Source organism: Helicobacter sp. NHP22-001 (assembly GCF_030270165.1).
GTDB classification, from domain to species: domain Bacteria; phylum Campylobacterota; class Campylobacteria; order Campylobacterales; family Helicobacteraceae; genus Helicobacter; species Helicobacter gastrofelis.
The window spans coordinates 69,086-93,676 of record NZ_BSWS01000001.1; the positions used below are offsets into that span (position 1 = coordinate 69,086).

The window sequence follows — 24,591 nt, forward strand, 5'->3', positions numbered from 1 at the left end:
TTAGCGGTAGATAAAATAGCGCACACGGATACGGATTAAGGTCGTGGTGGTGGGGCGTGGGTAGTCTTTGTAGGCGATGGTGATGGTCTTTAGGGTGTTGTCGTCTAAAAGTTTATAGCCGGACGCTTCTATGATTTTTAGACCCGTGATGTCGCCATTGGGGTGTAAATAAAACTCCACTGCATCCACGCCATCCTGCCCCAAATACCCCGCTGCACTAGGGTATTCTAGGTATTTTTGCGTGATCCGCCCAATTTCACTAAGGTTACTCTTGATGAAGTTTTTTTCAGCCGTGCCTAAGTCCCCAAACTCTTCACCATAGAGTTCATCAATATCCTTGCGAGTTTGGCTATCCATACCTTTATCATTCTCATAACTGCGGTCGCTCTGTCTAGGTGGGGGGGTGGCCGGAGTCTCTTCTGAGGGCAAGAAAGAGAGATTATTGGGGTTAAAGGTGTCGTCTTGCTTTTTCTTGACCGGCTTTTTCTCCTCTCTCTCTTCTTGATAAAGGGCTTTGTGCTTGCTTTCACGATTTGCCACTTGGGTGCGTTTGTGTCTGTGGGCGTGGCGTTCTTGGATGCGGTGTGTGGTGCGTTTAGGTCTGGGTTTAGGCTTAGGCTTGACCCGTGGAGTGGGGGGGCTAGGCGGGCTTGGGGGTTGTGGGGGGGTTTGGGCTACGGGAGGCATTGGTGTGGTTTTAGGTGCAGCTCTTGAGGGTCTTAGTGCCCCCTGTGTGTGCTTGGTAGGATCAAGCGATCGCCCCCTCTTTAGGACTAAGAGATTGCTCGGGTTGATTTTGACTAATTTAGGTCTGTGGAAAAACTTTTGTCCATACTCTAGTAGCCACCAAATGAAAAGGTGCAATAAGCACGACAAAACCAAGGAAATATAGAAGTTGCGATCAGAGCGTCTATCCTCCAACTCTTTATCGAGTGCGCGAACCCTAGACATATGAACTCTTGAGTTTAGATTGCCGTAGGTGTTTCTTGGTTTCTTCAACAAGGGCTTCTTTTTGGTGCAAAGACGGATCTTTTTTAGGGAAGTCTAGGGTAATTTTGTCTAAAACTAGGCTTTGGTGCGAATTTAGTAAAATCAAATACAGCTGGTTGCGCACTTCTATGGTGATGAGTTTGTGTGTGGAGTCTAAGGGCTTGACATAAGTGATGCTAGGCTCTAAGCCCACTTTGGGGAATAAGAACCTTTGGGTGCTTTTGCGCTTGAGTAACCACAAAACCAACAACAAGCCTACAATCACCACGCCCACTTTCCACAAATACTCCCACTCAAAGTCGGGGAGCTTATTGAGGACAGGTAGGGGCTTGGTGGGGGTGGCTTGGGGCTGTGTAGCTTGTGTAGCAATGGGGGCTGGGGTTAAGTCGGCAAATAAAGACACGAACTCTAGGCGTAAAAAGCGTTTATCTTGAGACAATTTGGCATTGACTTTGAAAAGGGTGTTGCTCTTAGGCACAATATAAAGGGTGTTGTTTTGGTTATGCACTTCTAATTGGTTCAATATAGTAGAGCTGAAGCGTTCAAATCTAGGCGCAAAGGGAGAGATATTTTGTAAAGTAATGGTTTGCGTGGACGAGATTTTAGGCACTTGTTGGAGTGGTTGGCTAAACAGCAACTCTAAGAGCACGCCCTTGTGGTCAGGAGTGGGGGTCACCTGTATATGTGCGAGTTGGTTTAGCGAGGTCCCCCATAAAATGTCTAAAACGAAAAAAACGCATATGATGGCTCTCAAGTTTACATATCCTTTGCAATGTAGTAGACAATGGCATTGGAGTCTAACACTTCGTTTAAGCGGATAGCTAGGTTTTTTTCATACACCATGACTTCGCCCTTGCCAATCACCCGCCCATTGACAAAGGTATCCACACTCTCACCAGCGGGCTTTTGTAAATCGATGACCGACCCCCTTTCAAAGCGCAAAACTTCCCCAAGTGGGATAGAAGTTGAGCCTAGTTCTGCCATAAAAGTGACCTCCATGTCTAACAAACCCTTGTAGTCGTTGATGAGCTCTTCTAAATAGGTCGTGAGTTCCAATTCCCTAGGGTTTAGGGTTGGTTGCCTTTTGAGCTTGGGATTGACAGAGGGTAAATTGGCTAGGGTAGGGTTGGATTGGATACTCACCCCACCCCCATCCTTGTTAGTATTATTGTTCTGGTTATCCATGAAAATCCCACCTTATCTTAACACTTTCAACGCCCAACTTTAACCTACAAAAGAAAATATACCATTATACTAGATTTTGATTAGCGGGGTTTGAAATTTGCCCGACTCACGCAAAATTCTTGCAGAAAACAAGCGGAGCATTTAGGGTTAATCGCCTTGCAAATGCGCCGTCCAAAGAGTATCAAGGCGTGGTGTAGGGAGCTTAAGTCGTTCACAAAAAGCGCACTTAAATCAGCTTCTGTCTGCTCTGCGCTCTTGGCGGTGGAGAGCCCTAAGCGGTGCGCCACTCTAAAAACATGCGTGTCTACGGCTAAGAGATTTGCCCCAAAGGCGACAGACAAGATAACATTTGCACTCTTTTGCCCAATGCCCGCTAGACTTTTGAGCTCGGCTTGGGTTTGTGGGATTTGCCCGTGAAAGTTTTCTAAGACTTGGTTAGCCATTTTGACGAGGTGCTTTGCCTTGCTGTTGGGGTAAGAAATGCTTTTAATGCACTCTTGCACCTCTGCAATATCAGCTCTAGCTAGGCTTGCAATGCTCGGGTATTTGGCAAAAAAGGCAGGGGTGGTGGCGTTCACCCTTTGATCCGTGCATTGCGCCGACAACAACACTGCCACGATGAGTTCATAGGGGTTTTGATACTCTAGCTCAGTGGTGGGGTTAGCAAAATGGGTGAGCAACCTAGCCTTAATGGTGTTCGCACTCATAGAGGGCGCACTAAAATGTGCTTGGCTTCGCCTGAGCGTAGGGCGACTTGGGCGCGTTCAATGGCGATGCTAAAGGTGGCTTTTTTAAGGGAGTGTTGCAACAGCTCAAATTCCACTCCTACAGCAATTCCAAAGGATAAAAGACGGTCTTTTAGCTCCAAATCAGGGGTGGTGATGTCAAGGATGGTGTAGCGTTTGTTTTTTTGGCACTCGAGTAGGCTCATTTCGCATTCCTTTTTTAATTTCATCGACAATAATATCAATAGGCGTGAAAATCCGCCTTAAAATCCTAAAGGGAGCTTGTAAAATGTCTTTTGCTAAAGTTACATTGGCTTTAGGGTTATCTAAACTTCCGCTTAAACTCACATGTGTGGAAATCTTACCATCTCCACCTAAGATCAAATAGCTTAAAATGGGGATTTTATTGATGATGTTGGCAAAACCTTTAATGGTAGCGATGTTTAAAGACATGTCAATTTTGCGCTTGGAGAGCTCCACAATCCCATTTCCATCCACATCTAAAGTTGTGCCCGTGAGTTGAATATGCTCTAGACCTAAATAGCCCGGGTTAATGCCAAAGACCACTCGACCCTTAGAAATCTCATACCCATTTGCTCCAAGTCTGGGGTTTCTAAACACGATTAAAGAGGGGATAGTGTTGATTAAATTGATCATATTTTGTAGGACCTTAAAGTTTTTAATTGTGGTGTTTTGTAGCCTGAGCTCCCCGCTAAAGACATTGTTCTTATACCCGCCAATGAGGCTATACAGCCCGCCTTGTATGAGATTTTGTGTGGTGATGGTCTGTAAGACCATGTTAAGATAGTCTCCGCTGAAGTTATTTGCCTTGATCCTAAACTGCCCGTGCATCATGTCAAAGGCAACCATAGCGTTGTGGTAGCTCGCATCCGCTTTTAAGCGTCCATCGCGCATATTGACCAAAATATTTTCTAGAGCAAAGGGGAAGCCCTTAAAAGTAACCACAGCGTTTTTAGCCTGTATGATTAGGCGGTTTGGAGGGATTTTATGTTCTTTTTCGTAGAGTTGCTTTGCCTTGATAAAAATCGTTTCATCCTTGATTTGCTCTTTGGTGGGCTTATTTGCGCTTGGAGCTAGCAATTCTTTAATGGCGGGCACTTTGGCTTTTAAAAAAGTATCCACATTGAAATTGATGTCATTGACAAAGATGATTTTCTCCCCCCCCCGAATGCGCCCCATCACCGCCCCATCTGGAGTAAAAAACTCCAAACCCCTATCCCCAAAAGTCCCCAAAAGCGAAAAAGAGTTAAACCGCCGCCCATCGTTACGGTAAAGCGGCAACTCGATGTCTAGGTTTGTCCCAAAGAACTTAAAACTCTTTAAGTCCTTGGTGGTGATTTTGAGTGCGCCCCTTTTAATGGCAAAATAGTGCGCCAAAGGCGAAATGGGGACAAGTTTGGCGATGTTCTTTAAATGCAAGCTATAATCCCGAGAAATTGCCCCCTCGATCTCTAATTCCTTGATTTTAAAAATGGTTTGCTTGTCTTTGGAGAAGTCCAAGTCAAAGGTCAGGGTCGGTAGGTTGTCCTCGGTGGCGTAGATGATGTCTTGACTAAAGACCTCAGCGTTTTGGGCTTGGATGATTTGGTGCAACTTGTTTTTAAAAGCGAGGGTATCCACGCCCTTGGCGATTAAACTTGGCAAAGAACTTAGGCGCACGGCGGAGGTGGCTTTGGGTAAAATGGTGCGCCTTGTTTCAAAGGGGTTATTGTTGATGGCTTGGTTGGTGTTGACTTGGATTTTATGGACAATGGCTTGGCTTGTGAGGCTCTTGTGGGTGAAGTCTATGGTTATGCGGTTGTCGGTGTCGGCCATGTTTTGATAGCGGGTGTGGGCAGTGCTGATGTAGATAATTTTGCTTGTGGGGCTGATGTCTAAGAACACCTGTGCGCTTTGGTTACTTAAGGGCACGCCATAGAGCGCAAAGCTCCCTGCGGCGATGTCTACGCTGCCTTGCACGAACAAAAGGGGCTTGGCATGGGGGACAAACTGCATGGTGAGTAAAATGTCCGCCCCGACATTGGGCTTGAATTGGCTTAGGGGTAGGTTGATGTTGTAGGCTTTTAAAATCTCTTTGATAGGGGAAAAGGCGGCGCTTGAGGCGTTTTTAATGCTCGCCACTAGCCTAGATGCAGGTCCAAAGTGGCTTATCACCACCTGCGAGCCCTCTAAGCGCATGTGTTGGTAGTTGATGTGCTTAGGCGTGATGGTGAGCTGCCCGTCCTTATACTCTAGCCCCACTTCTTTAGCCAAAATGGGGGGGAGTTTGGAGTTGTAGATGACATGGGCGTTTTGCACGAGGGCCTGCACACTCAGGTTCTTTTGCAAGTTCTTTAAGATGTGCTTGTCTTTGAAGTTTAAGGAGAGTTTTGCATCCTTGATGAAAAAGCCACCAAAGGAGATGTTGCTAAAGAGCCATTTTTGTAGGGCTTGGTGTTTGTCGGGCTTGAAGTAGGGCTTTAAAAAGTCTAAGTGTTTGATGTTGTTAGAGTTTAGCCTAAGAGCTACGGATTTAAAGTCGGTCAAACCTTGCACGAAAATTTTTAATTTGGATGGTCTAATATTTGGGGTGGGGGTGGGGGAGGCTTGCAAGCTAAAGTTTAATTGTTCTGTGTGTTTAAGGTAGGTCGCCTGCCCTATAAGATGTATATGATAGGGGTCAGAGTCTAAATAATTAATGTTTAGGTGCAATCCTTGACCCTCTTGTTCTTTAAGGTAAAACTGCCCACGCACAAGGTCAGGGAAGGTAAATTCGTAGCGGTGTCCATCAAAGAACACATGGGCTTTAATCTTGGGTTTGATGTCTATTTCTTGGATGGTGATGTTTTCAAAGTAATCCATAGCCCACATGCTGTATTGGATGTAGCGCACAATGGCGGCGATGGTCGGGGGTTTTTTATTTGGCTTGTGCTTGATGAGCTCTATGATGTCTAACTGCCCCACCCTTAGCAAGAATTTATTATTCAGTTTTAGATAGAATCGCTCTATTTTGAGTCCGCCAAAGTGCATGGAGGAGATGTAAATTCCGTTTTTCAACACAAGAAACAGAATGGCAAAAAGAACGGCCACAAGCCCGATAGAAAAAAAAGGGCGTAATATTCTCTTGGAGATGGCTTTGATCATCGCGCTTTCATTGCTGTTTTACTTAAGTATACCCATAAAATCTTACGCGATTGTTTACATACCCAAAGGTGCGCTTAAAACCGCCTTAAGCCACCTACACGCCCTAGAAAGCCCCACGCCCCCGATAAATACCCTAGATTTGTGGATTTTACGCCTGATGTCCGCTTTGCACCTATGGCACACACCCGAAAGGGGCTATGTGGCAATCCCTATAAGCCCCAATAACACCACCACCAAGGGGGACTTCTTGCACGCCTTGAGCTTGTCTAAGGTGGTCTATAAGGACATCACCTTAATCCCGGGCGAAACCTTGTATTTTTTTCTAAGGCACTTGGCTAAGGTGTTTCATTTAAAAGTGGAGGATTTAGAGCAAGTCTACAACGCCAAAGCCCTTTGGGCTGATGGGGCGATTGTCCCGGACACCTACCGCTTCACGCTTGGCATTTCGACGCAAAATCTCATGGGCTATCTTTTAAAGCACAGCCAAGAACACTACCAAAAATTAAGCGAGCAACTTTTAGGCAACTACGACCCCAAAAAGTGGCAACAAACCCTAATCATTGCCTCCATTATCCAAAAAGAAGCAGCCAATGCCGCAGAAATGCCCCTCATTGCCGGGGTGATTTACAACCGCTTAAAAAGGCACATGCCCTTGCAAATGGACGGGGCGTTAAATTATGGGGCGTATGCGCACAGCAAGGTAACGCACGAAAGGATTGCCACCGACAACAGCCCCTACAACACCTACAAGCATAAGGGTCTGCCCAAAGAGCCCGTGGGCAGTGTGGGGCTTGATGCGATCAAGGCGGCTTTGTTTCCTGCCAAAACGCCCTTTTTATACTTTGTCAAAACCAAAGGGGGGACGCATAAATTCAGCGTGAATTATAAAGAGCATGTCCGTGCAATTCCCAAATTTTGATCTTAGCTTAGTTTCGCTTTAGATATTTAATGCTAGTATCTCGGGCGGATTTCATTAAGGGTCTTTAAGGAGATGAAATGGCGAAAATGCAAGCCCCTGAGGGCGTGCCTGTTTGGGTCAATGAAGCCCGTTGTAAGGGTTGTGATTTGTGCGTGTCGGTGTGTCCGGCGGGGGTGCTTGGGATGGGCTTTAAGCCCACGCACATTTTGGGTAAGGTCGCTAAGGTCGCCTACCCTGAGAGTTGTATCGGGTGCTACAAATGTGAGCTGGGTTGCCCCGATTTTGCCATTTATGTGGCTGAAAAGAAGGAGTTTAAATTTGCAAAGGTGTCTAAAGAGGCAGAGGAGAGGGGGGCTAGAGTGCGGGCAAATAATTACATGCTTTTAGAAGAAAGCGTGAAAGAGGGGAGGGGCAAATGAGAGAGGTGATTTCAGATGGCAATGAGTTGGTCGCAAGGGCGGCGATCGAGGCGGGGTGCCGCTTCTTTGGGGGCTATCCTATCACACCAAGCTCGGACATCATGCATGCGATGAGTGGGCTACTACCCAAGCACGGGGGGCATTTTATCCAAATGGAGGATGAGATCGGGGGCATTTCTGTGGCACTGGGTGCGAGCATGAGCGGGGTGAAGGCGATGACGGCAAGCTCAGGACCGGGCATTTCTTTAAAAGTGGAGCAAATGGGCTATGGCTTTATGACAGAAACGCCTTTGGTGATTGTGGATGTGATGCGATCAGGGCCTTCTACGGGGATGCCCACACGAGTGGCACAAGGCGATGTCAACTTTTTAAAACACCCCACGCATGGGGATTTTAAATCCGTGGCTTTGGCTCCGGGAAGTTTAGCAGAAACCTACACTGAAACCATCCGTGCGTTCAACTTGGCAGAGAAGTTGATGACCCCCGTCTTCTTGCTCTTGGATGAAACCGTAGGACACATGTACGGCAAAGTTTCTTTGCCCGACTTGCAGGATTTAAGCATTGTCAATCGGCGGGTGTTTGAGGGCGATCCTAAAGACTACCAGCCCTATGGCGTGCCAAATGATGAGCCCGCTATTTTAAACCCCTTCTTCAAGGGTTACCGCTACCACATTACGGGTTTGCACCACGGGCCTATCGGCTTTCCCACTGAGGATGCAAAAATCGGGGGCGCGCTGATGGATCGGCTCTTTAATAAAATCGACTCCAAGCTTGATGAGGTCTGCCTCAATGAAGAGATAGACATTGAGGGGGCGGATTTATTGGTGATTGCCTATGGCTCGAGCGCATTGGCAATTAAGGAGGCGTTGAGAGAGCTTAAGGCTGAGAATTACCCTAAAAAAGTGGGCTTTTTTAGGCCTTTAACTCTATGGCCTAGCCCCAAAAAACGCCTAGAGGAGCTAGGCAAGCAGTTTAAAAATATCCTCGTGGTGGAGCTCAACAAGGGACAGTATCTGCAAGAAGTGGAGCACATTTTAGGGCGTAAGGTTCCGGCTTTGTTGCAAGCCAATGGCCGCCCCTTCTCACCCAAACAAATCATGGCTAAAATCAAGGAGTTTTAATGGCGTTTGACTACGACACTTATTTACGGGTAGATAAAACCCCCACTTTATGGTGTTGGGGTTGTGGGGATGGGGTGATTTTAAAATCCATTATCCGTGCTATTGACACCCTAGGCTGGGACATGGACGATGTGTGCTTTGTGAGCGGGATCGGCTGCAGCGGGCGCATGAGTTCGTATGTGAATTGCAACACGGTGCACACTACACACGGGCGGGCATTGGCTTACGCCACCGGCATTAAAATGGCAAACCCCACTAAACATGTAATTGTGGTGTCCGGGGATGGGGACAGCTTTGCGATCGGGGGCAACCACACCATCCACGCTTGTAGGCGCAACATCGATTTAAACTTAGTCTTGGTGGATAACTTCATCTACGGCTTAACCAACTCGCAGACCTCCCCCACCACACCCAATGGTATGTGGACCGTAACCGCTCAGGGCGGCAACATTGACAACAGCTTTGATCCTTGCGAAATTGCGATGGCAGCGGGGGCGAGCTTTGTGGGGCGTGAGAGCGTGCTAGAGCCCAAAAAGTTAGAGCGTATCCTTACCGATGCCTTTAACCACAAGGGTTTTAGCTTCGTAGATGTGCACAGCAACTGCCACATCAACCTAGGGCGCAAAAACAAAATGGGCGAGGCGGCACAGACTTTAAAATGGATCGAATCGCGCCTTGTTAGCCGCCGCAAATACGAAGAAATGACCCCTGAGGAGCGGGTGGGTAAATTCCCCACAGGGGTGCTAAGGCATGACACTTCCAAAATGGAGTATTGCCAAGCGTATCAGGGCGTGATCGACAAAGCCCAAGCGAAAAAAGCCTAAGGATCTCCGATGCAAACACAATTACGATTTACAGGCGTGGGCGGTCAGGGCGTGCTTTTGGCGGGCGAAATCTTAGCCGAGGCGCAGATTGCAGCCGGGGGCTTTGGCACGAAAACCTCTACCTACACCAGCCAAGTAAGGGGCGGGCCCACGAAAGTGGATATTATTTTAAGCCCTAATGAAATCATTTACCCCTACGCCCAAGAAGGCGAGATTGATTTCATGCTCTCAGTGGCCCAAAGCAGTTATCAACTCTTTAAAGGCGATGTCAAGGAGGGGGGGGTTGTGGTGGTGGACCCTAACCTAGTGCAACCCACACCCGAAGATGAGGCGAAGTTTCAGCTGTATAAACTCCCTATCATCACCATTGCCAAAGAAGAGGTCGGCAACATCATCACGCAATCGGTGGTGGCTTTGGCGGTTACGGTGGTGTTGATGGGGTGCGTGGATAAAGAACAGGTGCTCAAAACCATGGTTTCTAAAGTCCCCGCTAAAGTCGTGGAGCTGAATAAAAAAGCCTTTGAAATTGGTGAGGCCCACGCCCTAAAAGCGCTCGCGGCACGAAAAATCTCTTAGTGTTAGACCCCGCACAAATCGCCACTTTGGCGGATAAGACCCCCTTTTATCTTTACGATTTGGATGGCATTAGGGGGGCTTTCTTAGACTTTAAAGAAGTCTTTAGGGGGTGTAAATCGCTCATTTGCTACGCCCTCAAAGCTAATTCTAATCTAGCCCTTTTGGAGGTTTTAGCTAAGGCGGGGGCGGGGGCGGACTGCGTGTCCATCTATGAAGTCCGCCGCGCGCTTTTAGCGGGCATTGCGCCCTATAAAATCATCTTTAGCGGGGTGGGCAAGCTAGAGAGCGAGATACAAGAAGCCCTCGAGCGGGGGATTTTGTTTTTAAATGTGGAGTCCTTTGAGGAGCTTAGGCTCATAGAGCAAATCGCCAAAGAGCAGCACACCAAAGCCCGTATCAGCGTGCGCGTCAATCCTAACATTGACCCCGCCACCCACCCCTATATCTCTACGGGGCTGTGGGAGAATAAATTTGGCGTGGCAGAAAAGGAGGCGGTGCAAATGTTTATGTTTGCCAAACAATCGTTCTTTTTAGAGCCCATCGCCTTGCATTTTCACATCGGTTCGCAGCTCTTGCAACTCGCCCCCCTAGAACAAGCCTTTGAGAAAATGGCAGGTTTTACCCGCTTTTTGATCGCCAGTGGCATAGAGCTTAAATTCTTTGACATCGGCGGGGGGCTTGGCGTGGCTTACAACGAAACACAAGAGCCCATACCCCTAGCAGACTACGCCAGTGCCCTATTTAAAGCCACTGAGGGGCTAGACTTAACGATCATTTGCGAGCCGGGGCGGCGTGTGGTGGCAGAGCATGGAATTTTGGTTGCCAAGGTGCAATACACCAAGTCAAACGAGCGCAAAAACTTTGCCATTGTGGATTTGGGCATGAATGACTTTATGCGCCCTGCCCTCTACCAAGCCACCCACCCCGTGCGCCTGCTTACCCCCAAAAACGCCGAGCCGGTGGCTTATGATTTAGTCGGGCCTATTTGCGAAAGTGCAGATTGCTTCATCAAGGGGGTGGAGTTACCCAAGCTAGAGCGGGGGGATTTGTTGGTCTTTGAAAAGGTGGGGGCATATGGGGCGAGCATGGCAAGCCACTACAATAGCCGCCCCAATCTCTTAGAGCTAGGGTTTGAGGGGGGCAAAATCCGCACACTCAAAGAGAGAGAAGACTTTTTTGACTTGATTAGGCACGAAATGGGGCATTTAAAAGGGGAGGGCATCGCCTCCAAACGGGCGCAAATCGATCAAATCGATCAAAGCCTAGTGCAGCTCTTAAACGCTCGTTTTGCCCTAAGCGCACAAATTGCCAAGGACAAGCACCAAGCCGGGTTTAGCGTCTATAACCCCCTAAGAGAAGCCGAGATTTTTGCCAAAGTGGGGGGGCGGCTTGAGAGTGTCTATACCGAGATTTTAAGCGTGTCTAGGGGGCTTCTTACCCCTGAAAGGGTGGGGGTGAGTGGCAACACCAACACCGCAAGAAGGCTTTTAGGGCAGAAGTTTAAATTGAGTTTGTTGAACCCCTTAAAACTCTTTGAGGCGATCTTATTTAAGGGCGTGGATTACGGGATCTTGGAGGTGCGTAAAACCTGCGCCCACGCTGAGGGCTTAAAAGCGTTGGCTAGGCTCATCCAGCAACAGGAATTAGAGATCGCGCACAGCTTTAAAGTCGGGGGGGCGTGGTGCTTGCTGCTTGGGCGTTTTGGCTTTTTGGCGCAAACAAACCCCACGCGCAAGGCGCTCTTCTTTGAGCCCATACACACCCAAGAAATGCAGGCTCTGCTAAAATCTTTTCATAACCCCTACTTTGTAGCGACAAAGTTTGGCTGCTTGTTGGAAGTGGATATTGAGCTGGACCTACCCAACCACTTGCAATCTATTGTTTTAGGCGCTTATTCCAATACACGGAGAGCATGTGGAGTTTAACCCTCTCAATTTGGCGCAAAAGGACCGCCTAGATTCCGCCCTAAAGGCAGACCACTTCCTCGTGGGCGATGTCAGTTTTACGAATTTGTATTTATGGCAAGGGGCTAGAAAGATTTGCCTAGCCTTTGTGGAGGGCTGTGTGGTGGTGCAGACCACTTACCCTAACGAGTCGCCCTTTTACTTCTACCCCATAGGCTCAGGGGATAAAAGGGCGGTGCTAGACGCACTCATCACTTACACTAAGGCACAAAATCAGCCCCTAGAGTTTAGAGCCTTGCAAAGCGAGCATAAGGACGAGCTAGAGCAGCTTTACCCCCACGCCTTTAGCTATGAGGCTAAGAGAGATCGCTTTGATTATATCTATAGCGTGACCGAGCTCATCGCCCTAAGCGGTAAAAAGTTCCATAAAAAGAAAAACCATCTCAACGCCTTTTTAAAGCTCTACCCCCGCTACAGCTATGAGCCCATCAGCCCTACAAATATCCCCGATTTAATGCAGGCACTCAAAGAGTGGCATAAGCTAGACGACCCACAAGATTTAGGGCTAGAGCACGAGCATAGGGGAATTTTAAGCGTGCTAGAAATTTATGAGAGCTTGCCCCTACTAGGGGGGGTGATTAGGATCGAAGGGCGCATTGTGGCGATGAGCTTTGGGGAGAAATTAAACCCGGACATGGCACTCATCCACATCGAAAAGGCTGACCCGAGCGTTAGGGGGGCTTATCAAATGGTCAACCAACAGCTCTTAGTCCACGCCTTTGCTGATTGCGTATATGTGAATCGAGAGGAAGATCTAGGCATTGAGGGTTTAAGGCAGGCGAAAATGGGCTATAACCCCGTGTTCTTTGTGGAGAAGTACCACGCCCACTTGGTCTAAAACTTTAGACTAAAATTACCATTGATTAGTTTTAGTGTCCTAAAATAAGGCATTCCATTGGAAGGAGTTTCTCATGGACTTACTGATACGACAACTGAAACACGAAGACCTGCAAGAATTTCAACAACTTGTCGCCAAATTTGGGGCGACTTTAACCATTTTACCCGACATCAAGACTTCCCCCCAACCCTCAGTGCTGCAAAGACTCTCTGATGAACCCGTTGAAATCAACATGCCCTTTGTGGATGGGGCGTATTTAGCAACCCTAAATAAGGACAAAAAGCCCGCCTTTAACCATTGCGGGCATGGGCACAACCCAATCAACACTCAGAGGCATAGGCATGACCACCACAAACTCGGTTGCGGGCGCACAAACCACACCCAAAATTTCAGCGACCGCCCCTCGCACCACAGCGATAAAGATTTAGACTCGGGCTTTTGGATGGATATTTAGAGCCATTGCTCTAAGTCTTGCATGGCTTGGGTGTGCTTGTTCTCAGGCACACCCTCTTCGTAGGTTTGGTAGTTCTTGATCGCCTCGGTATAAAGTCCCTTGGCTTTCTCTAAATCTTGCGCCACGCCTTGCCCGAGTTCATACATTTTGCCAAGAGCATAAAACTCATAGCCAAAATCGTTTTCTTTGCGGGCGATTTTGCAAAAGTACTCAAACGCCATTAGATACTCTTGCACCATGTGGGGTGCGCCACACACCTCCCCATTGTATTGGTTAAACAAATCTAATAGAGCGTCATCGCTCAAGTGCAAAGACAAATGGGACAAATCCTCTAGCATGGGCATCCTTGTTTCAAGTTCAAAAAGAGAGCCTGCGTTTTGCTCTAGGGTTGGGCTTTTTGAGATAAAGGCGCAAGTAAGACCTGGTAACCTCTAACTTCGCCTCGCTCAACTTGCTTTGGTAGTGCAGGGCTTTTTGCGCGTCTTGCTCCACGCCATCGCCCATTTCATAGGCCGCAATGAGCTTCGTCAAAGCGTGGATATAAATCCACTGCGTTTTCACCCCCACTTGCACCACGCCCTGATAGCACGACAGGGCTTTTTGCATGTCCTGTGCCACGCCCTGCCCTTTTTCATACATTTGGGCGAGGCGGTGGAAGACCTGTCCATTGCGGCAATGCCCGAGCACGATCTGTTTATATAGGCTAAATGCCCTTAGATAATCTTGCACGCCATGTGGGCAAAAGCGCACGCTCGCCACCCCCGCCGCCGCCTGCCTCTTGCCACATCCATTGTAGGCGTTGAACAACTCCAACAAAGCGGCATCACTCAAATTTAAACCCATTTCAGCGGACATGCAACTCCTTTTGCAAGCGGTGATTCTAGCATGCTATGTTAAATCCAACGCCATGCCATAGAGCTTTTTGCGCTCAGTGGAGCTGGCGATATTTAAAAGTTTGCGGTATTTGGTGATGGTGCGGCGCACCATCTTTAGCCCAAATTGCTTTTCCACAAGCTCCAAAATCTTTAAATCGCTCATGGGGTGCTGTTTGTCCTCCTTGTTAATCAATTCCAGCAAGAACTCTTTAATAGCGGCGTTAGATACATCGCCCTCTAGGGCAGTGGCAAAAAAGCTTTTAATGGCAAAGACCCCCCGATTGCACGCCAAGTATTTATTAGAAATTGCCCGTGAAATGGTGCTGGCCGCATAGCCAAACTCTTCGGCAAGGTCCACTAAACGCATGGGCTTGATCGCCCCGCCTTTAAAGAAGTCGTATTGATACTCCACAAGCATGAGCCCAATTTTTTGGATCGTTTGGTGGCGCATTTGCAGCGCATCCACCAAGTCCCGTGCTTCTTTAAGCTTTTCTTTTAAATACCCATTGTCTGCGGCGATTTTGCCCTGCTCGAGCACGACTTTAGGGTAATAGCCCTCGTTAAGCTGCACGCTAATGTCTCCGTCCTCCTCTAGCACCAAAATATCGGGGATAATGGGGGGCAAACTCTCACCAAACTCTAGGGCCGGGGGGTTTTTAAAGGAAGTGATGACCTGCATGGCTTTGGCATATAGAGGGTGGTGGCGGTGCTGTTGGTGTTGCTCTAAATCCTTTAAAATGCGGGCACACAGCTCATAGGTGGGTGTGTCTAGCTCCTCGTGCTGGGCAAGCTGAAAGGCAAAACTTTCTAGCAAGTTGCACGCCCCCACACCCGGGGGGTCTAAATAGGCAAAGCGTTGGCGCACCTTCTCATAGTCGGCAACTTCCACGCCTAAGTTCAGCGCCTGCGCCTGTGTGTCGCCCTCAAAATACCCCTCTGGGTTTAAATTTTCGATAATGTCGGTGGCGATTTTTAAGGACATGGGGGTGGGAAAGAGGGGGGGCAAGAGCTGTTCGTTTAAGGTTTCGTGTAGGCTCTTTGGGCGCACACTTAGGCGCTCGATTTGATCGCCTAGGGCGTTTTTGGGGGGCTTGTAAAACTTATGGCTGCTAAAGTCCGTGCGCATGCCGCTTTGCACCCGCACGAAGGGGTTGTCCTTGGCGCAGTTTAGTAAAGTTTCTTCAATCTCTAAAGGGTCGCTTTGTAGAATAGGCAGCCAGCTTTTAAGGGTGGCGGAGAGTTTATTTTTAAGATTGGGGCGGGCGCGCAGCATTAAGCCTTGAAATTCTCCCCTAAATAGTATTTACGCACTAAGGGGTTGTCGTAAATTTGTGCCGCACTCCCGCTTGCTAGCAAGGCCCCACTTTTGATCACATACGCCCTATGGCACACATTCAAAGTTTCGCGCACATTGTGGTCGGTGATGAGCACCCCGATATTCATCTCCACCAAGTGTTCTATAATTTTTTGTATGTCTAACACCGCAATGGGATCCACCCCCGCAAAGGGCTCGTCTAATAAAATAAATTTGGGGTTTTTCACTAGAGCCCGTGCGATCTCCACCCTACGCCGCTCCCCCCCACTTAAAGACATCCCTCGCCGCTCCCTGATGGCTTGGATATTGAAGGCATCGAGCATTTCTTCAATGCGCTCAAGCGCCTCTTTATTGCTCTTAAAAGTCGTTTGGGCAGCGAGCATTAAATTGTCCTGCACGCTCAAATCCTTAAAAATGCTCGACTCTTGGGGCAGGTAGCCAATGCCCATATTCGAGCGTTGGTGCAGGGGGTAGCTAGATAGGTCAATGTCGTTTAAATACACCTTGCCCCCGCTGGGCTGCAAGAGCCCACAAATCATATAAAAGGTCGTGGTTTTGCCCGCTCCATTAGGTCCAAGCAAACCCACCACCTGCCCGCTCTCCACCTCTAAAGACACATCATGCACGATTTTGGTTTTCTTAATTTGCTTGCTTAAGTTCTCGGCTTTGAGTTTATCCATGCATTAGCTTGTAGTGGCAAGCTTCATCTTGGCGCTCAAGGCTTAAGATGAGGGGGCTAAAACCGCAGGATTTGAGCCAAGACAACAAAGGTAAATCCCCCCACTCTATAAAGTGCACCCCCCCCTGCTCCAAGTTCTCCAACACCCCTAAAGCGTGCAGCTCTTCAAAGCCTTTTAAATAAAAATCATAGTGGTAAATGCAAAGCTCGGGGGTCTTGTAGGTGTGTAGCAGGCTAAAAGTGGGCGAAGTGGCTAGAGGGGCGTTTAATCCTTTACAAAAGTGCTGCACGAAAGTGGTCTTACCGCTGCCTAAATCCCCTTGCAAGAACACCAAACTACGCATGCCTAAATGCGCTTGCACAGCTTGCACCACTTGGGGGATTTGGGCGAGGGTGGCGTGCATGTCTAACATTAGCAATCCTCCACTTTGCCATCGGTTGTGCCGAGGTTATCCTGCATGGCTTGCATTAAGGAGGGGTTGTTCTCTTTAAACTGCTCTAGGGGTTTTGGCTTGGATTTGTCGGTTTCTATGCGGGCGTTTGCCCCAAAGACCTCTTTTAAGCAGGGCACAATCAAGGTTTTATAATGCTCGCGTAAAAGCAAACTTGCGCTCTCATCAGCGTTAGAGTGCAAGAATAAAATGCCATTATCAAAGGACTTAAACACCAAAAGCTCCCTGAACACCCTACCCAATTTTGTATTTGTGCTCTCTATCTTGGCAATGAGTTGTTTAAACAACTCTTTAGGGTCGGCTTGCGGGGGTCGTGTGCTTTGGGCTGGGTTTTTGTGGGCGGTTTGGAGGGCTTGGGTTGTGGGCGTGGGCTGTGGATGGAGTGTGGCTTGCTGTGGCTGTGGGGCTTGGTGGGTGGTTTTTGGTGTGGCTATTTGTGTGGGCTGTGCTTGGGCGGTTTGGGGCTGTTGTAAGCTGGCTTGCATTTTAAGCGTGCTTAAAGCCAGCACAAAATCCCCATCCGCCCCATAGTTGAGTAGGGGTTGCGCCTGCGCGATCGCACTCATGAAAGGCTCGAGCACGCTTAAGAGCAACTTTTGGCTAAGCATGGCCTCTTTTAAAAAACGCGCCATCTCTTCTAACACCATAGCCGTGTCGTATTCGGCTAGACTTTGCAATAAATTTTCTACACTCTTGCCTGCCACTAGGGCGCTAAAAAACTCTTCTAAAACTCTGCTATCCACAAGCCCTAACATTTGGCTCGTGGCTAGGGCGCTCACATTTTGGTTGCTAAAACTTATGGCTTGCTCGGCTAGGGTCAAAGTGTCGCGCAAACTCCCACCTCCACTGCGGGCTAACATTTCTAAGGCTGGCTCTTCATAGTCTACACCCTCTTTTTCAAAGATCAACTTCAAATGCGCCACGATCGCCTTAAGGGGGATTTTTTTAAAGTGGAATTGCTGCGTGCGGCTTAAAATGGTGGCGGGCAATTTAAAGGGATCTGTGGTGGCTAGAATGAATTTGACATGGGCTGGGGGCTCTTCTAGGGTTTTTAATAGGGCGTTGAAGGCTTCTTTGGTGAGCATATGCACTTCGTCAATGATGAAGATTTTAAAGCGGCCTAGCGAGGGTTTGTACTTGCTCTGCTCGATGATGCCGCGCACATCTTCAATCCGCCGATTAGACGCGCCGTCCATCTCTATGGTGTCTAAATGCGATCCTTGCAAACTTTCTGCGCAAGAGGGGCAAGAGTCGCAAGGCGTGGCACTAATCCCCTTAGCGCATTGCAGAGCCCTAGCAAAAATGCGCGCGCTGCTCGTCTTGCCGCTGCCCCTGAGCCCACTAAACAAATAGGCGTGTGCCAAACGCCCACTCTCTAAGGCTAGACTTAAAGTTTTGGCAACACTCTCTTGCCCCACCAATTCGTTAAAATGTTTGGGGCGGTATTTCAGCGCAAGACTCAAGGGGTGTCCTTTAAAGTGAATGCAACATTATAGCCTAATTTGCATGAGGGCTTGGCTCAAGTAATTCATGCTAGAATGTCGGCTTTATTGAACTTTTTGGAGGCAAATATGCGTGTATTGATGCGTCTATGCGCAATAGTTGTTATCAATGCGAGTTTAGTTTTTGGAGCATCCTACCCCCCCATTAAGGGGCGGGCTCTAGCCCTAACCAGCCATGCCCTTGCCGATAAAGTGGGGCAAAAGATTTTAGATGAGGGGGGCAACGCCATTGATGCGGCGGTGGCGATTGGTTACGCTTTAGCGGTGGTGCACCCCTCTTCGGGCAACTTGGGCGGAGGCGGCTTTGCGGTGATCCACCTAGCCAATGGGGAGAATGTAACCCTAGACTTTAGAGAAAAGGCCCCCCTAAAAGCCACAAAAAACATGTACTTAGATAAAAAAGGCAACGTTGTGCCTAACCTAAGCACTGATGGCTACTTGGCCGCAGGCGTGCCCGGCACCGTGGCGGGCTTGGAGGCATTGCGTAAAAAATACGGCAGCCGCAAGCTTGCCACCCTTATACAGCCAGCGATTGACTTAGCCCAAAATGGCTTTAGGCTCACTCAAAGGCAGGGGCAAACCATGCTTGATAACAAGCCCCGCTTTGCCAAATACGCCAGCAGTCGCAAATACTTTCTAAAAAAGGGCATGGTGGCTTACCAAGAGGGGGATTTGTTTGTGCAAAAAGACCTAGCCAAAACCCTAATGCTCATTAGGGATAAAGGCGCAGATGCCTTTTACAAGGGCAAAATTGCGGATTTGATCGTGGATGACATGCGCAAAAATGGTGGGATCATCAGCAAAAAAGACCTCGCTACCTACAATGTGGTGTGGCGTAAACCTGTGGTCGGTAGTTATAGGGGCTATAAAATCATCTCAATGGGACCGCCCAGCTCAGGTGGGGCACATGTGATTGAGATTTTAAACACTATGGAGAACGCCAATTTGCATAAACTTGGCTTTGGCTCTAGCCAAACCATCCACATCATGGCAGAGGCGATGCGCCAAGCCTACGCCGACCGCTCCGTGTATATGGGAGACCCTGACTTCATCGCCATCCCTCTAGAAAAACTCACCAGCAAAGAATACGCCAAAGAAATTTACGCACATATCCAACCAGACAAAGCCACACCCAGCAGCCAAATCAACCCCGGGCTAGGGCAGCTGCACGAGGGCAAGAACACCACACACTACTCTGTGGCGGATAAGTGGGGCAATGCGGTGAGCATCACCTACACCATCAACAACTACTACGGCAGTGCCGCCGCCGTGAATGGGGCGGGTTTTTTGCTGAATGACGAAATGGACGACTTCTCTATAAAACCGGGCACACCCAACCTTTACGGGCTTGTGGGCGGAGAGGCTAATGCCATTGAGCCCAACAAACGCCCCCTAAGCTCCATGTCGCCCACTATTGTTCTGAAAAACAACAAGGTCTTTATGGTGGTGGGCAGCCCCGGGGGCGCACGCATCATCACCACGGTGTTACAGGTGATCAGCAATGTGATCGACCATAAAATGGATATTTCTCAAGCCGTGAGTGCCCCACGATTTCATATGCAATGGTTGCCCGATGAAATCCGCACCGAACCTTTTGGCATGGTTAAAGATGTGCAAGAAAACCTAGAAAAAATGGGCTACCACATTGTGGTTAAACCCGTGATGGGCGATGTGAACGCAATTGTGATCAACTCTAAGAGCCACATGATGTATGGCGCGCACGACCCCCGCAAGGAATTTTAATGTTTGCGTTTGAACCGACAAAAACCTTAGAGGGCAAAAGTTGTCAAGCCATGCTTTATAGCTCAAAAATGGGGCAAGTCGCCCAAATCACGGGGCAACAAGGGGGGTTACTCTTGCAAAACTTCCCCCATTTAGAAGCCGAGCTTTTAGCCCATATCGCCGCTTGCACGCATCCACACCCTAAAGAGTCTTTGATTTTAGGGGGTTTTAACATAGAAATCGCCTTTGAGTTGTTGCGCCATGAGCACTTAAAAGTGGATTTTGTGCAAGAAGAGGGAACTTTGCTAGAGAATTTAAAAGACTTCTTACCCCACTTGGATGCACTCAAAACCAATCCCCACTTCAAGCAGGTTTCTAAAATCCTCGATTTAGAGGTGAAAAAATATGACCTGATCTTCTCTTTAAGCCCTCTAAACGCCCACCAAATCGATGGCTTGCAGCGCATGCTTGGCATTGAGGGGATTTTAATTACCAGTGCGCCAAGCCCCCTAGTAGAGCCACAAGCCTTTAAAACAAGCGTGCAAGAGCTTGCCCCCCACTTTAGTGTTCTAATGCCCTTTTCTAGCCCCTATGCACCCTTTAGCACGCATTATTTCTTTGCCTCCAAGCAAGCCCACCCCCTAGCGGATTTGATCTTGCAAAGGGTGGATATGCTTGAGGGCTTACGCCACTACAACGAGGACATCCACACCGCCGCCTTTGCCCAGCCTCAATGGCTACACCAAGACCATTTAGGGCTATTTAAAAATTGAGTCTAAAACACGCTTTTGTGCTCACCGGAGGCATAGGCACGGGCAAAAGCACCGTGGCTAGCCTGCTTGCCTTGCACGGGCATACCATCATAGACGCAGACAAGAGTGCCCATGCCTTGTTAGAAAAGCACGCAAAGGAGTTGATTGAAATTTTTGGCGAGGGCATTAGCGAGGGGGGGCGAGTTTCACGCCCCAAACTAGGCACGCTTGTTTTTAGCGACCCAGCCAAAAGGGCAGCCCTTGAGGCGTTTTTACACCCCAAGATCCGCCTAGATTTATTGCAACAAGCCCACAGCCTAGAGCAGAGCCAAAAGCCCTATTTCTTAGACATCCCGCTGTATTTTGAGATCGAAGGGCAAAAGAGTTATGCTATTTCGCAAATCGTCTTGGTCTATGCCCCTAGAGAGGTGCAAATGCAAAGGGTGGCTAAGAGAGACAAACTAAGCCAAGAGCAGATTTTAAAACGCCTAAATGCCCAAATGGACATTGAAGCCAAGCGTGCCCTAAGCTCCTACATCCTAGACAACTCCAAGGACTTAAAACACTTGCAAATCCAAGTTGAAGCTTTTTTAAAGAATCTATGAGCCTTTACTTCAGCCACGAGAACGTCTCTTTACACCACGCCAACGCCCTAGACCCCAAAGCCTTAGAAAAAGAGAGCCTAGATTGCACCATCACCTCCCCGCCCTACAATGTGGGGATCGCCTACAACGGCAGTGAGGACAGCCAAAGTTATTTGGAGTATTTAGATTTTAGCCGCACTTGGCTTACAAATGTCTATTTATGGAGCAAGGATAGTGGGCGGCTGTGTTTGAATATCCCCCTTGATAAAAACAAGGGCGGGCAACAGAGCGTGGGGGCAGATTTAATCACCCTAGCTAAAAAGGTGGGCTGGTGCTATCACGGCAGCATCGTTTGGAATGAAGGCAACATCTCTAGACGCACGGCGTGGGGCAGCTGGCTTAGCGCATCTGCCCCCTATGTCATCGCCCCCGTGGAGCTTATCGTGCTTTTTTACAAACGCACATGGCGTAAAATGCACAAGGGGGAAAGCGACATGAGCAAAGAGGAGTTTATGGCTTGGACGAATGGGCTTTGGCAGTTTAATGGGGAGTCCAAAAAGCGCATAGGTCATCCTGCCCCCTTCCCTAGAGAATTGCCCCGTCGCTGCATTAAACTTTTTAGCTTTGTGGGCGACACCATTTGCGATCCCTTTAGCGGGAGTGGGACGACCATGCTTGAAGCCCACCTACATAAACGCGCCTTTGTGGGTTTAGAGCTAGATAGCACTTACTGCGCCCTCGCCAAAGAGCGGTTTTTAAAAGAGGTGGCAAAAGAGGGGAATTTATGGGGCAGTTAGATTTAATTATGGAGTTTTTTAAGGCAAATCCTAATAGAGACATCGCCCACCCAGAGGTGGTGGATTGGGTGGTGAAAGAATACAAAGAGCGCACAGGCAAGGTGTTTAGGGACCCAGATCGAGGGATTCGATCCTTGCACCAACAAGGAAAATTAATCAAGGTTTCTAAGGGTGTGTATCGTTACGATCCTAATTTCACCTTGCACCCCAATTTAGAGGACTTTACCCCGGCTTTAAAAAAGCAAATCCTAGAGAGGGACGGGTATGCTTGTGTAATTTGCGGGGCTGGAGAAAAAGAGGGGGTAGAATTGCATGTCGATCACATCAAACCTAAAGACTTAGGGGGCAAAGCCACTTTAGAAAACGGGCAAACTTTATGCGCTAGGCATAATTTCTTAAAAAAGAATTTTAATCAGACAGAGACGGGTAAGAAAATGTTTCTACGCCTGCTTGAGAGCGCACAAGAGGCGGGCGAGATGGAGCTAGTCGCCTTTTTAGAAGAAGTGCTTAGCGTGTATGAAAAACATGGCATTAATGGGCATGTGGTGTGGCAAAAACCCCACAAAGATTAATCTTGTAAGAGCTCTTTGAGCTCAAGGGTTAAAAGGTGTATAATGCCTCTTTATTCCAATTTAAAGGCGTGTTTTGCAAAGGATATTTGGAAGTCTATTTGTAGCGTTGGGTGTAGCGTGGGGATCAAACATTGTGTTAAACCAACCCTTAAAAGAAGTGGTGGTGCAAGACAAGGGCGAAATCATCTTGCATGGCAATTCCATAGATTACAAGGTGTGGGACAGCAAAAACTTAGTGGGCAAGGTGCGGATTTTGCAACACATGGCGGGGCGCAAGAGTGTTAAGGCAGAAAACCAACCCCTCATGGACAAAATCGTGATCGCACATTTTGATGAGAACAAATACCAAACAACGAACATTGTCAACATAGACGATGCCATCATGGGGACGGGACTTTTTGCCAAAGGGGAAACCAAGAAGGCGAAAAAGCAACACCCCAATAGCCAAGTGGTGATGGACAATGACGGGGTGGTGCAAAAGGCGTGGGATCTAAAAAAGCAAGAAAGCTTGATTGTGGTGTTGGACAAGGCGGGCAAGGTGCGCTTTGTGCACGAGGGCAAGCTCACCAACGCCCAAATACAGCAGGTTCTTAACTTGGCTAAAAAATTGCAGCAAGAGTAGGTTAACTCCTATAAATGTGCTGAAAATCCCTAATCGCCTCTGCATACATGGCCAGGGCTTTTTGGATGGAGTCCTCTAGGGTGTAGTTTTGTGCGCTGGTGGCGTAGGCGTTTTCAGCCTCAGTGCGCTCATCGGGGTGTTCTAGCCAATAGTCGATCTTTTGGGCTAAGTCTTTGGGGTCGTTGGACTTAAAGAGCGAACGATCGTCTAGGGCAAATTGATTTGTGGCACTGATTTTACTATCTGAAATGATAGGCACAATCCCGCAACTCATCGCCTCTAAACAGGCGATCGCCTCGCCCTCCACATCGGCGGTGTGGATGTATAAATCGCATTGATAAAGCAGGGCGAGTAAGTCCTTAGGCTCTAAAAAGCCAAAATCCACAGGGTGGGCGAGCCCCTCAGCGCATTTTTGTAGTTTTGCTAGATTGGGTCCTATGCCCTTTAAGTGGAGTTTGATTTGCTCTTTATACTTACTTAGACGCACCGCCTCTATCAACACCTGCTGGTTTTTCTCATTAGAGTAACGCCCGATCATGATGATATGGTAGAGGTTATCTGTCTTGGTATTCTTAGGGCGTTTGGCATAAAGGGGGTCAAAGCCGTTAGAAATGACATACTTTTTGCCCCCATAGCCATGCCTTTCTAGCTCGGCTTTAATCAAGGGGGAGGGGCAATGGATATGGTGTATGTGTTGGTAGTAGTTTTGCTTAAACCACCAAAAGATAAAGCGGTTCAACCAGCCTAAGTTTTGTAACTTCATATTATAGGTGATATGCTCGGGCTGTAGGTGAAACGCCCCGACATAGGGGACTTTTAATTTATGCGCCACCTCAACGGCGACTTTTTCTAGCTTAAAGGGCAAAAAGACATGCACAATGTCCACGCCCTCAAAGGCTTGGGCTAAAATCTCTCTATCGGGCTTGCCAAAAATCATGTGCTGTTTGTGCGAAATCTCGGTAACTAAGGGGATATAGCGCTCTTGCAAGCCATAAAAGCCATCGCCATGGACAAAGGGCGCGACCACCCGCACCTCATGCCCCCTTGCTTTTAGGGCTTGGTAAAAGCGATAACAAGTCATTGAAGTCCCGTTGCTCTTGTCCTCAAAACTATCCACTACTAAGGCAACAATCACTGATCTTCCTTAAAATTGAATTTAAAGGGGCGTTTCTCAAAGACTAAAATCTCAAAATCCCCCTCAAAGACTTTGATTTCCATAAACTCCCCCTCCACATGCACGGCACATTTCTTAGAGCTGGCATGCACCACCACCGCATTAAAAAACACCTCTTGCTTGAGCTCAATGGGGGCGAGTAAGCCTAATTTCATGGAAGAAATGAGGCTATTCTTTTTATTCAGCGCACACAAAGCTGCAAAACTCGCTGCACTCACAATAAAGCCCGCATGCACGACGTCTTCTTCACAGAGCATGAACTCTTTAGGCGTGAAACACACGGTGGCTTTATTGCCCCCAAAGGACACTAAGTCGGCGCAAAGGGTTTGGTCTAATTTGGAGCAAACCAGCAAGCCCTCTTCAATCGGCGTTTCCATAGCTCATCC

The 24,591-nt window shown here is 48.3% G+C and carries 28 protein-coding genes and 1 pseudogene; 15 read left to right on the top strand and 14 right to left on the bottom strand.

All coding sequences use genetic code 11. From position 1 onward, the window contains the following. The 6 genes from QSJ47_RS00350 to QSJ47_RS00375 all read right to left on the bottom strand — a co-directional run bounded on the left by QSJ47_RS00350 (position 1) and on the right by QSJ47_RS00375 (position 5,930). Positions 1–951 carry an energy transducer TonB gene (locus tag QSJ47_RS00350; RefSeq protein WP_285602092.1) on the bottom strand — a complete coding sequence of 317 codons (951 nt, stop codon included), beginning with the start codon at positions 949–951 and terminating at the stop codon, positions 1–3. Then, positions 944–1,744 carry a hypothetical protein gene (locus tag QSJ47_RS00355; protein ID WP_285602093.1) on the bottom strand — a complete coding sequence of 267 codons (801 nt, stop codon included), beginning with the start codon at positions 1,742–1,744 and terminating at the stop codon, positions 944–946. The genes QSJ47_RS00350 and QSJ47_RS00355 overlap by 8 nt, the downstream gene beginning before the upstream one ends. A 2-nt stretch (positions 1,745–1,746) precedes the next feature. Beyond that, positions 1,747–2,175, bottom strand: coding sequence for a flagellar motor switch protein FliN (gene fliN / locus QSJ47_RS00360; protein ID WP_221271676.1), 429 nt, complete (start codon positions 2,173–2,175; stop codon positions 1,747–1,749). Positions 2,176–2,255: 80 nt separating this feature from the next. Further along, entirely contained in the window at positions 2,256–2,882 is a 627-nt protein-coding gene (gene nth, locus QSJ47_RS00365) for an endonuclease III (protein WP_285602094.1), read from the bottom strand. Then, entirely contained in the window at positions 2,879–3,106 is a 228-nt protein-coding gene (locus QSJ47_RS00370; RefSeq protein WP_221271678.1) for a FeoA family protein, read from the bottom strand. Before QSJ47_RS00370 ends, nth begins: the two co-directional genes overlap by 4 nt. Next, positions 3,060–5,930, bottom strand: a complete 2,871-nt coding sequence (locus QSJ47_RS00375) for a DUF3971 domain-containing protein (RefSeq protein ID WP_285602095.1) — start codon at positions 5,928–5,930, stop codon at positions 3,060–3,062. Before QSJ47_RS00375 ends, QSJ47_RS00370 begins: the two co-directional genes overlap by 47 nt. A gap of 40 nt (positions 5,931–5,970) precedes the next feature. Between QSJ47_RS00375 and mltG the strand changes: the two genes are divergently transcribed. From mltG to QSJ47_RS00420, 9 genes and pseudogenes are all read left to right on the top strand, one after another. Next, the gene (mltG, locus tag QSJ47_RS00380) at positions 5,971–6,963 is read left to right on the top strand and encodes an endolytic transglycosylase MltG (protein WP_285602096.1); all 993 of its coding nucleotides are present in this window, start codon (positions 5,971–5,973) and stop codon (positions 6,961–6,963) included. A 77-nt stretch (positions 6,964–7,040) separates the two neighbouring features. After that, on the top strand, positions 7,041–7,382 hold the full coding sequence (locus QSJ47_RS00385; RefSeq protein WP_285602097.1) for a 4Fe-4S binding protein: 342 nt from the start codon (positions 7,041–7,043) through the stop codon (positions 7,380–7,382). Beyond that, a complete protein-coding gene (locus QSJ47_RS00390; protein ID WP_221271681.1) occupies positions 7,379–8,503 on the top strand; it encodes a 2-oxoglutarate synthase subunit alpha in 1,125 nt (374 codons plus the stop codon). Before QSJ47_RS00385 ends, QSJ47_RS00390 begins: the two co-directional genes overlap by 4 nt. Continuing rightward, positions 8,503–9,327, top strand: coding sequence for a 2-oxoglutarate ferredoxin oxidoreductase subunit beta (locus tag QSJ47_RS00395; RefSeq protein WP_221271682.1), 825 nt, complete (start codon positions 8,503–8,505; stop codon positions 9,325–9,327). Before QSJ47_RS00390 ends, QSJ47_RS00395 begins: the two co-directional genes overlap by 1 nt. 9 nt (positions 9,328–9,336) lie before the next feature. After that, positions 9,337–9,903: a 2-oxoacid:acceptor oxidoreductase family protein gene (locus QSJ47_RS00400; RefSeq protein WP_221271683.1), complete on the top strand. Its 567-nt coding sequence runs from the start codon at positions 9,337–9,339 to the stop codon at positions 9,901–9,903. 17 nt (positions 9,904–9,920) lie between these two features. Further along, positions 9,921–11,117: pseudogene (lysA, locus tag QSJ47_RS00405) on the top strand (diaminopimelate decarboxylase); the annotation flags it as partial. Beyond that, complete coding sequence (locus QSJ47_RS00410; RefSeq protein ID WP_260321730.1) at positions 11,100–11,828, top strand: chorismate mutase; 729 nt, start codon at positions 11,100–11,102, stop codon at positions 11,826–11,828. The pseudogene lysA and the gene QSJ47_RS00410, both read left to right, overlap by 18 nt. After that, on the top strand, positions 11,818–12,705 hold the full coding sequence (locus QSJ47_RS00415; protein ID WP_221271685.1) for a DUF2156 domain-containing protein: 888 nt from the start codon (positions 11,818–11,820) through the stop codon (positions 12,703–12,705). Before QSJ47_RS00410 ends, QSJ47_RS00415 begins: the two co-directional genes overlap by 11 nt. Positions 12,706–12,778: 73 nt before the next feature. Continuing rightward, positions 12,779–13,159 (top strand): immunoglobulin domain-containing protein, encoded by a 381-nt coding sequence (locus tag QSJ47_RS00420; RefSeq protein WP_285602098.1) that lies wholly within the window; start codon positions 12,779–12,781, stop codon positions 13,157–13,159. Here QSJ47_RS00420 and QSJ47_RS00425 read toward each other — a convergent pair. Genes QSJ47_RS00425 through QSJ47_RS00450 form a run of 6 tightly spaced genes read right to left on the bottom strand, consistent with a single transcriptional unit; the run spans position 13,156 to position 17,943 of the window. After that, positions 13,156–13,497, bottom strand: coding sequence for an SEL1-like repeat protein (locus tag QSJ47_RS00425; protein ID WP_221271688.1), 342 nt, complete (start codon positions 13,495–13,497; stop codon positions 13,156–13,158). The genes QSJ47_RS00420 and QSJ47_RS00425 overlap by 4 nt on opposite strands. A gap of 19 nt (positions 13,498–13,516) precedes the next feature. After that, positions 13,517–14,014: an SEL1-like repeat protein gene (locus QSJ47_RS00430; RefSeq protein WP_285602099.1), complete on the bottom strand. Its 498-nt coding sequence runs from the start codon at positions 14,012–14,014 to the stop codon at positions 13,517–13,519. A gap of 33 nt (positions 14,015–14,047) precedes the next feature. Continuing rightward, the gene (locus tag QSJ47_RS00435) at positions 14,048–15,307 is read right to left on the bottom strand and encodes an RNA polymerase factor sigma-54 (protein WP_221271692.1); all 1,260 of its coding nucleotides are present in this window, start codon (positions 15,305–15,307) and stop codon (positions 14,048–14,050) included. Next, the gene (lptB, locus tag QSJ47_RS00440) at positions 15,307–16,029 is read right to left on the bottom strand and encodes an LPS export ABC transporter ATP-binding protein (protein WP_221271694.1); all 723 of its coding nucleotides are present in this window, start codon (positions 16,027–16,029) and stop codon (positions 15,307–15,309) included. The genes QSJ47_RS00435 and lptB overlap by 1 nt, the downstream gene beginning before the upstream one ends. Beyond that, positions 16,022–16,441 (bottom strand): tRNA (adenosine(37)-N6)-threonylcarbamoyltransferase complex ATPase subunit type 1 TsaE, encoded by a 420-nt coding sequence (gene tsaE / locus QSJ47_RS00445; RefSeq protein WP_285602100.1) that lies wholly within the window; start codon positions 16,439–16,441, stop codon positions 16,022–16,024. The genes lptB and tsaE overlap by 8 nt, the downstream gene beginning before the upstream one ends. After that, the gene (locus QSJ47_RS00450; protein WP_285602101.1) at positions 16,441–17,943 is read right to left on the bottom strand and encodes a DNA polymerase III subunit gamma/tau; all 1,503 of its coding nucleotides are present in this window, start codon (positions 17,941–17,943) and stop codon (positions 16,441–16,443) included. The genes tsaE and QSJ47_RS00450 overlap by 1 nt, the downstream gene beginning before the upstream one ends. A 108-nt stretch (positions 17,944–18,051) precedes the next feature. On the opposite strand from QSJ47_RS00450, the gene ggt reads away from it, so the two are divergent. The 6 genes from ggt (at position 18,052) to QSJ47_RS00480 (ending at position 23,031) form a co-directional block, all read left to right on the top strand. Next, positions 18,052–19,725: a gamma-glutamyltransferase gene (gene ggt, locus QSJ47_RS00455; protein ID WP_285602102.1), complete on the top strand. Its 1,674-nt coding sequence runs from the start codon at positions 18,052–18,054 to the stop codon at positions 19,723–19,725. Then, positions 19,725–20,477: a spermine/spermidine synthase domain-containing protein gene (locus tag QSJ47_RS00460; protein WP_221271699.1), complete on the top strand. Its 753-nt coding sequence runs from the start codon at positions 19,725–19,727 to the stop codon at positions 20,475–20,477. The genes ggt and QSJ47_RS00460 overlap by 1 nt, the downstream gene beginning before the upstream one ends. Continuing rightward, positions 20,474–21,061: a dephospho-CoA kinase gene (coaE, locus tag QSJ47_RS00465; RefSeq protein WP_221271702.1), complete on the top strand. Its 588-nt coding sequence runs from the start codon at positions 20,474–20,476 to the stop codon at positions 21,059–21,061. Before QSJ47_RS00460 ends, coaE begins: the two co-directional genes overlap by 4 nt. Then, positions 21,058–21,837, top strand: coding sequence for a DNA-methyltransferase (locus QSJ47_RS00470; RefSeq protein WP_285602103.1), 780 nt, complete (start codon positions 21,058–21,060; stop codon positions 21,835–21,837). Before coaE ends, QSJ47_RS00470 begins: the two co-directional genes overlap by 4 nt. Further along, positions 21,825–22,409 (top strand): HNH endonuclease, encoded by a 585-nt coding sequence (locus tag QSJ47_RS00475; protein ID WP_221271705.1) that lies wholly within the window; start codon positions 21,825–21,827, stop codon positions 22,407–22,409. The genes QSJ47_RS00470 and QSJ47_RS00475 overlap by 13 nt, the downstream gene beginning before the upstream one ends. A 73-nt stretch (positions 22,410–22,482) precedes the next feature. Then, positions 22,483–23,031, top strand: coding sequence for a YtfJ family protein (locus QSJ47_RS00480; RefSeq protein WP_221271706.1), 549 nt, complete (start codon positions 22,483–22,485; stop codon positions 23,029–23,031). A gap of 1 nt (position 23,032) precedes the next feature. On the opposite strand, the gene QSJ47_RS00485 is transcribed toward QSJ47_RS00480, so the two are convergent. Continuing rightward, entirely contained in the window at positions 23,033–24,166 is a 1,134-nt protein-coding gene (locus QSJ47_RS00485) for a glycosyltransferase (protein ID WP_221271708.1), read from the bottom strand. Beyond that, a complete protein-coding gene (locus QSJ47_RS00490; RefSeq protein WP_221271710.1) occupies positions 24,163–24,582 on the bottom strand; it encodes a PaaI family thioesterase in 420 nt (139 codons plus the stop codon). Before QSJ47_RS00490 ends, QSJ47_RS00485 begins: the two co-directional genes overlap by 4 nt. Positions 24,583–24,591: the final 9 nt, after the last annotated feature.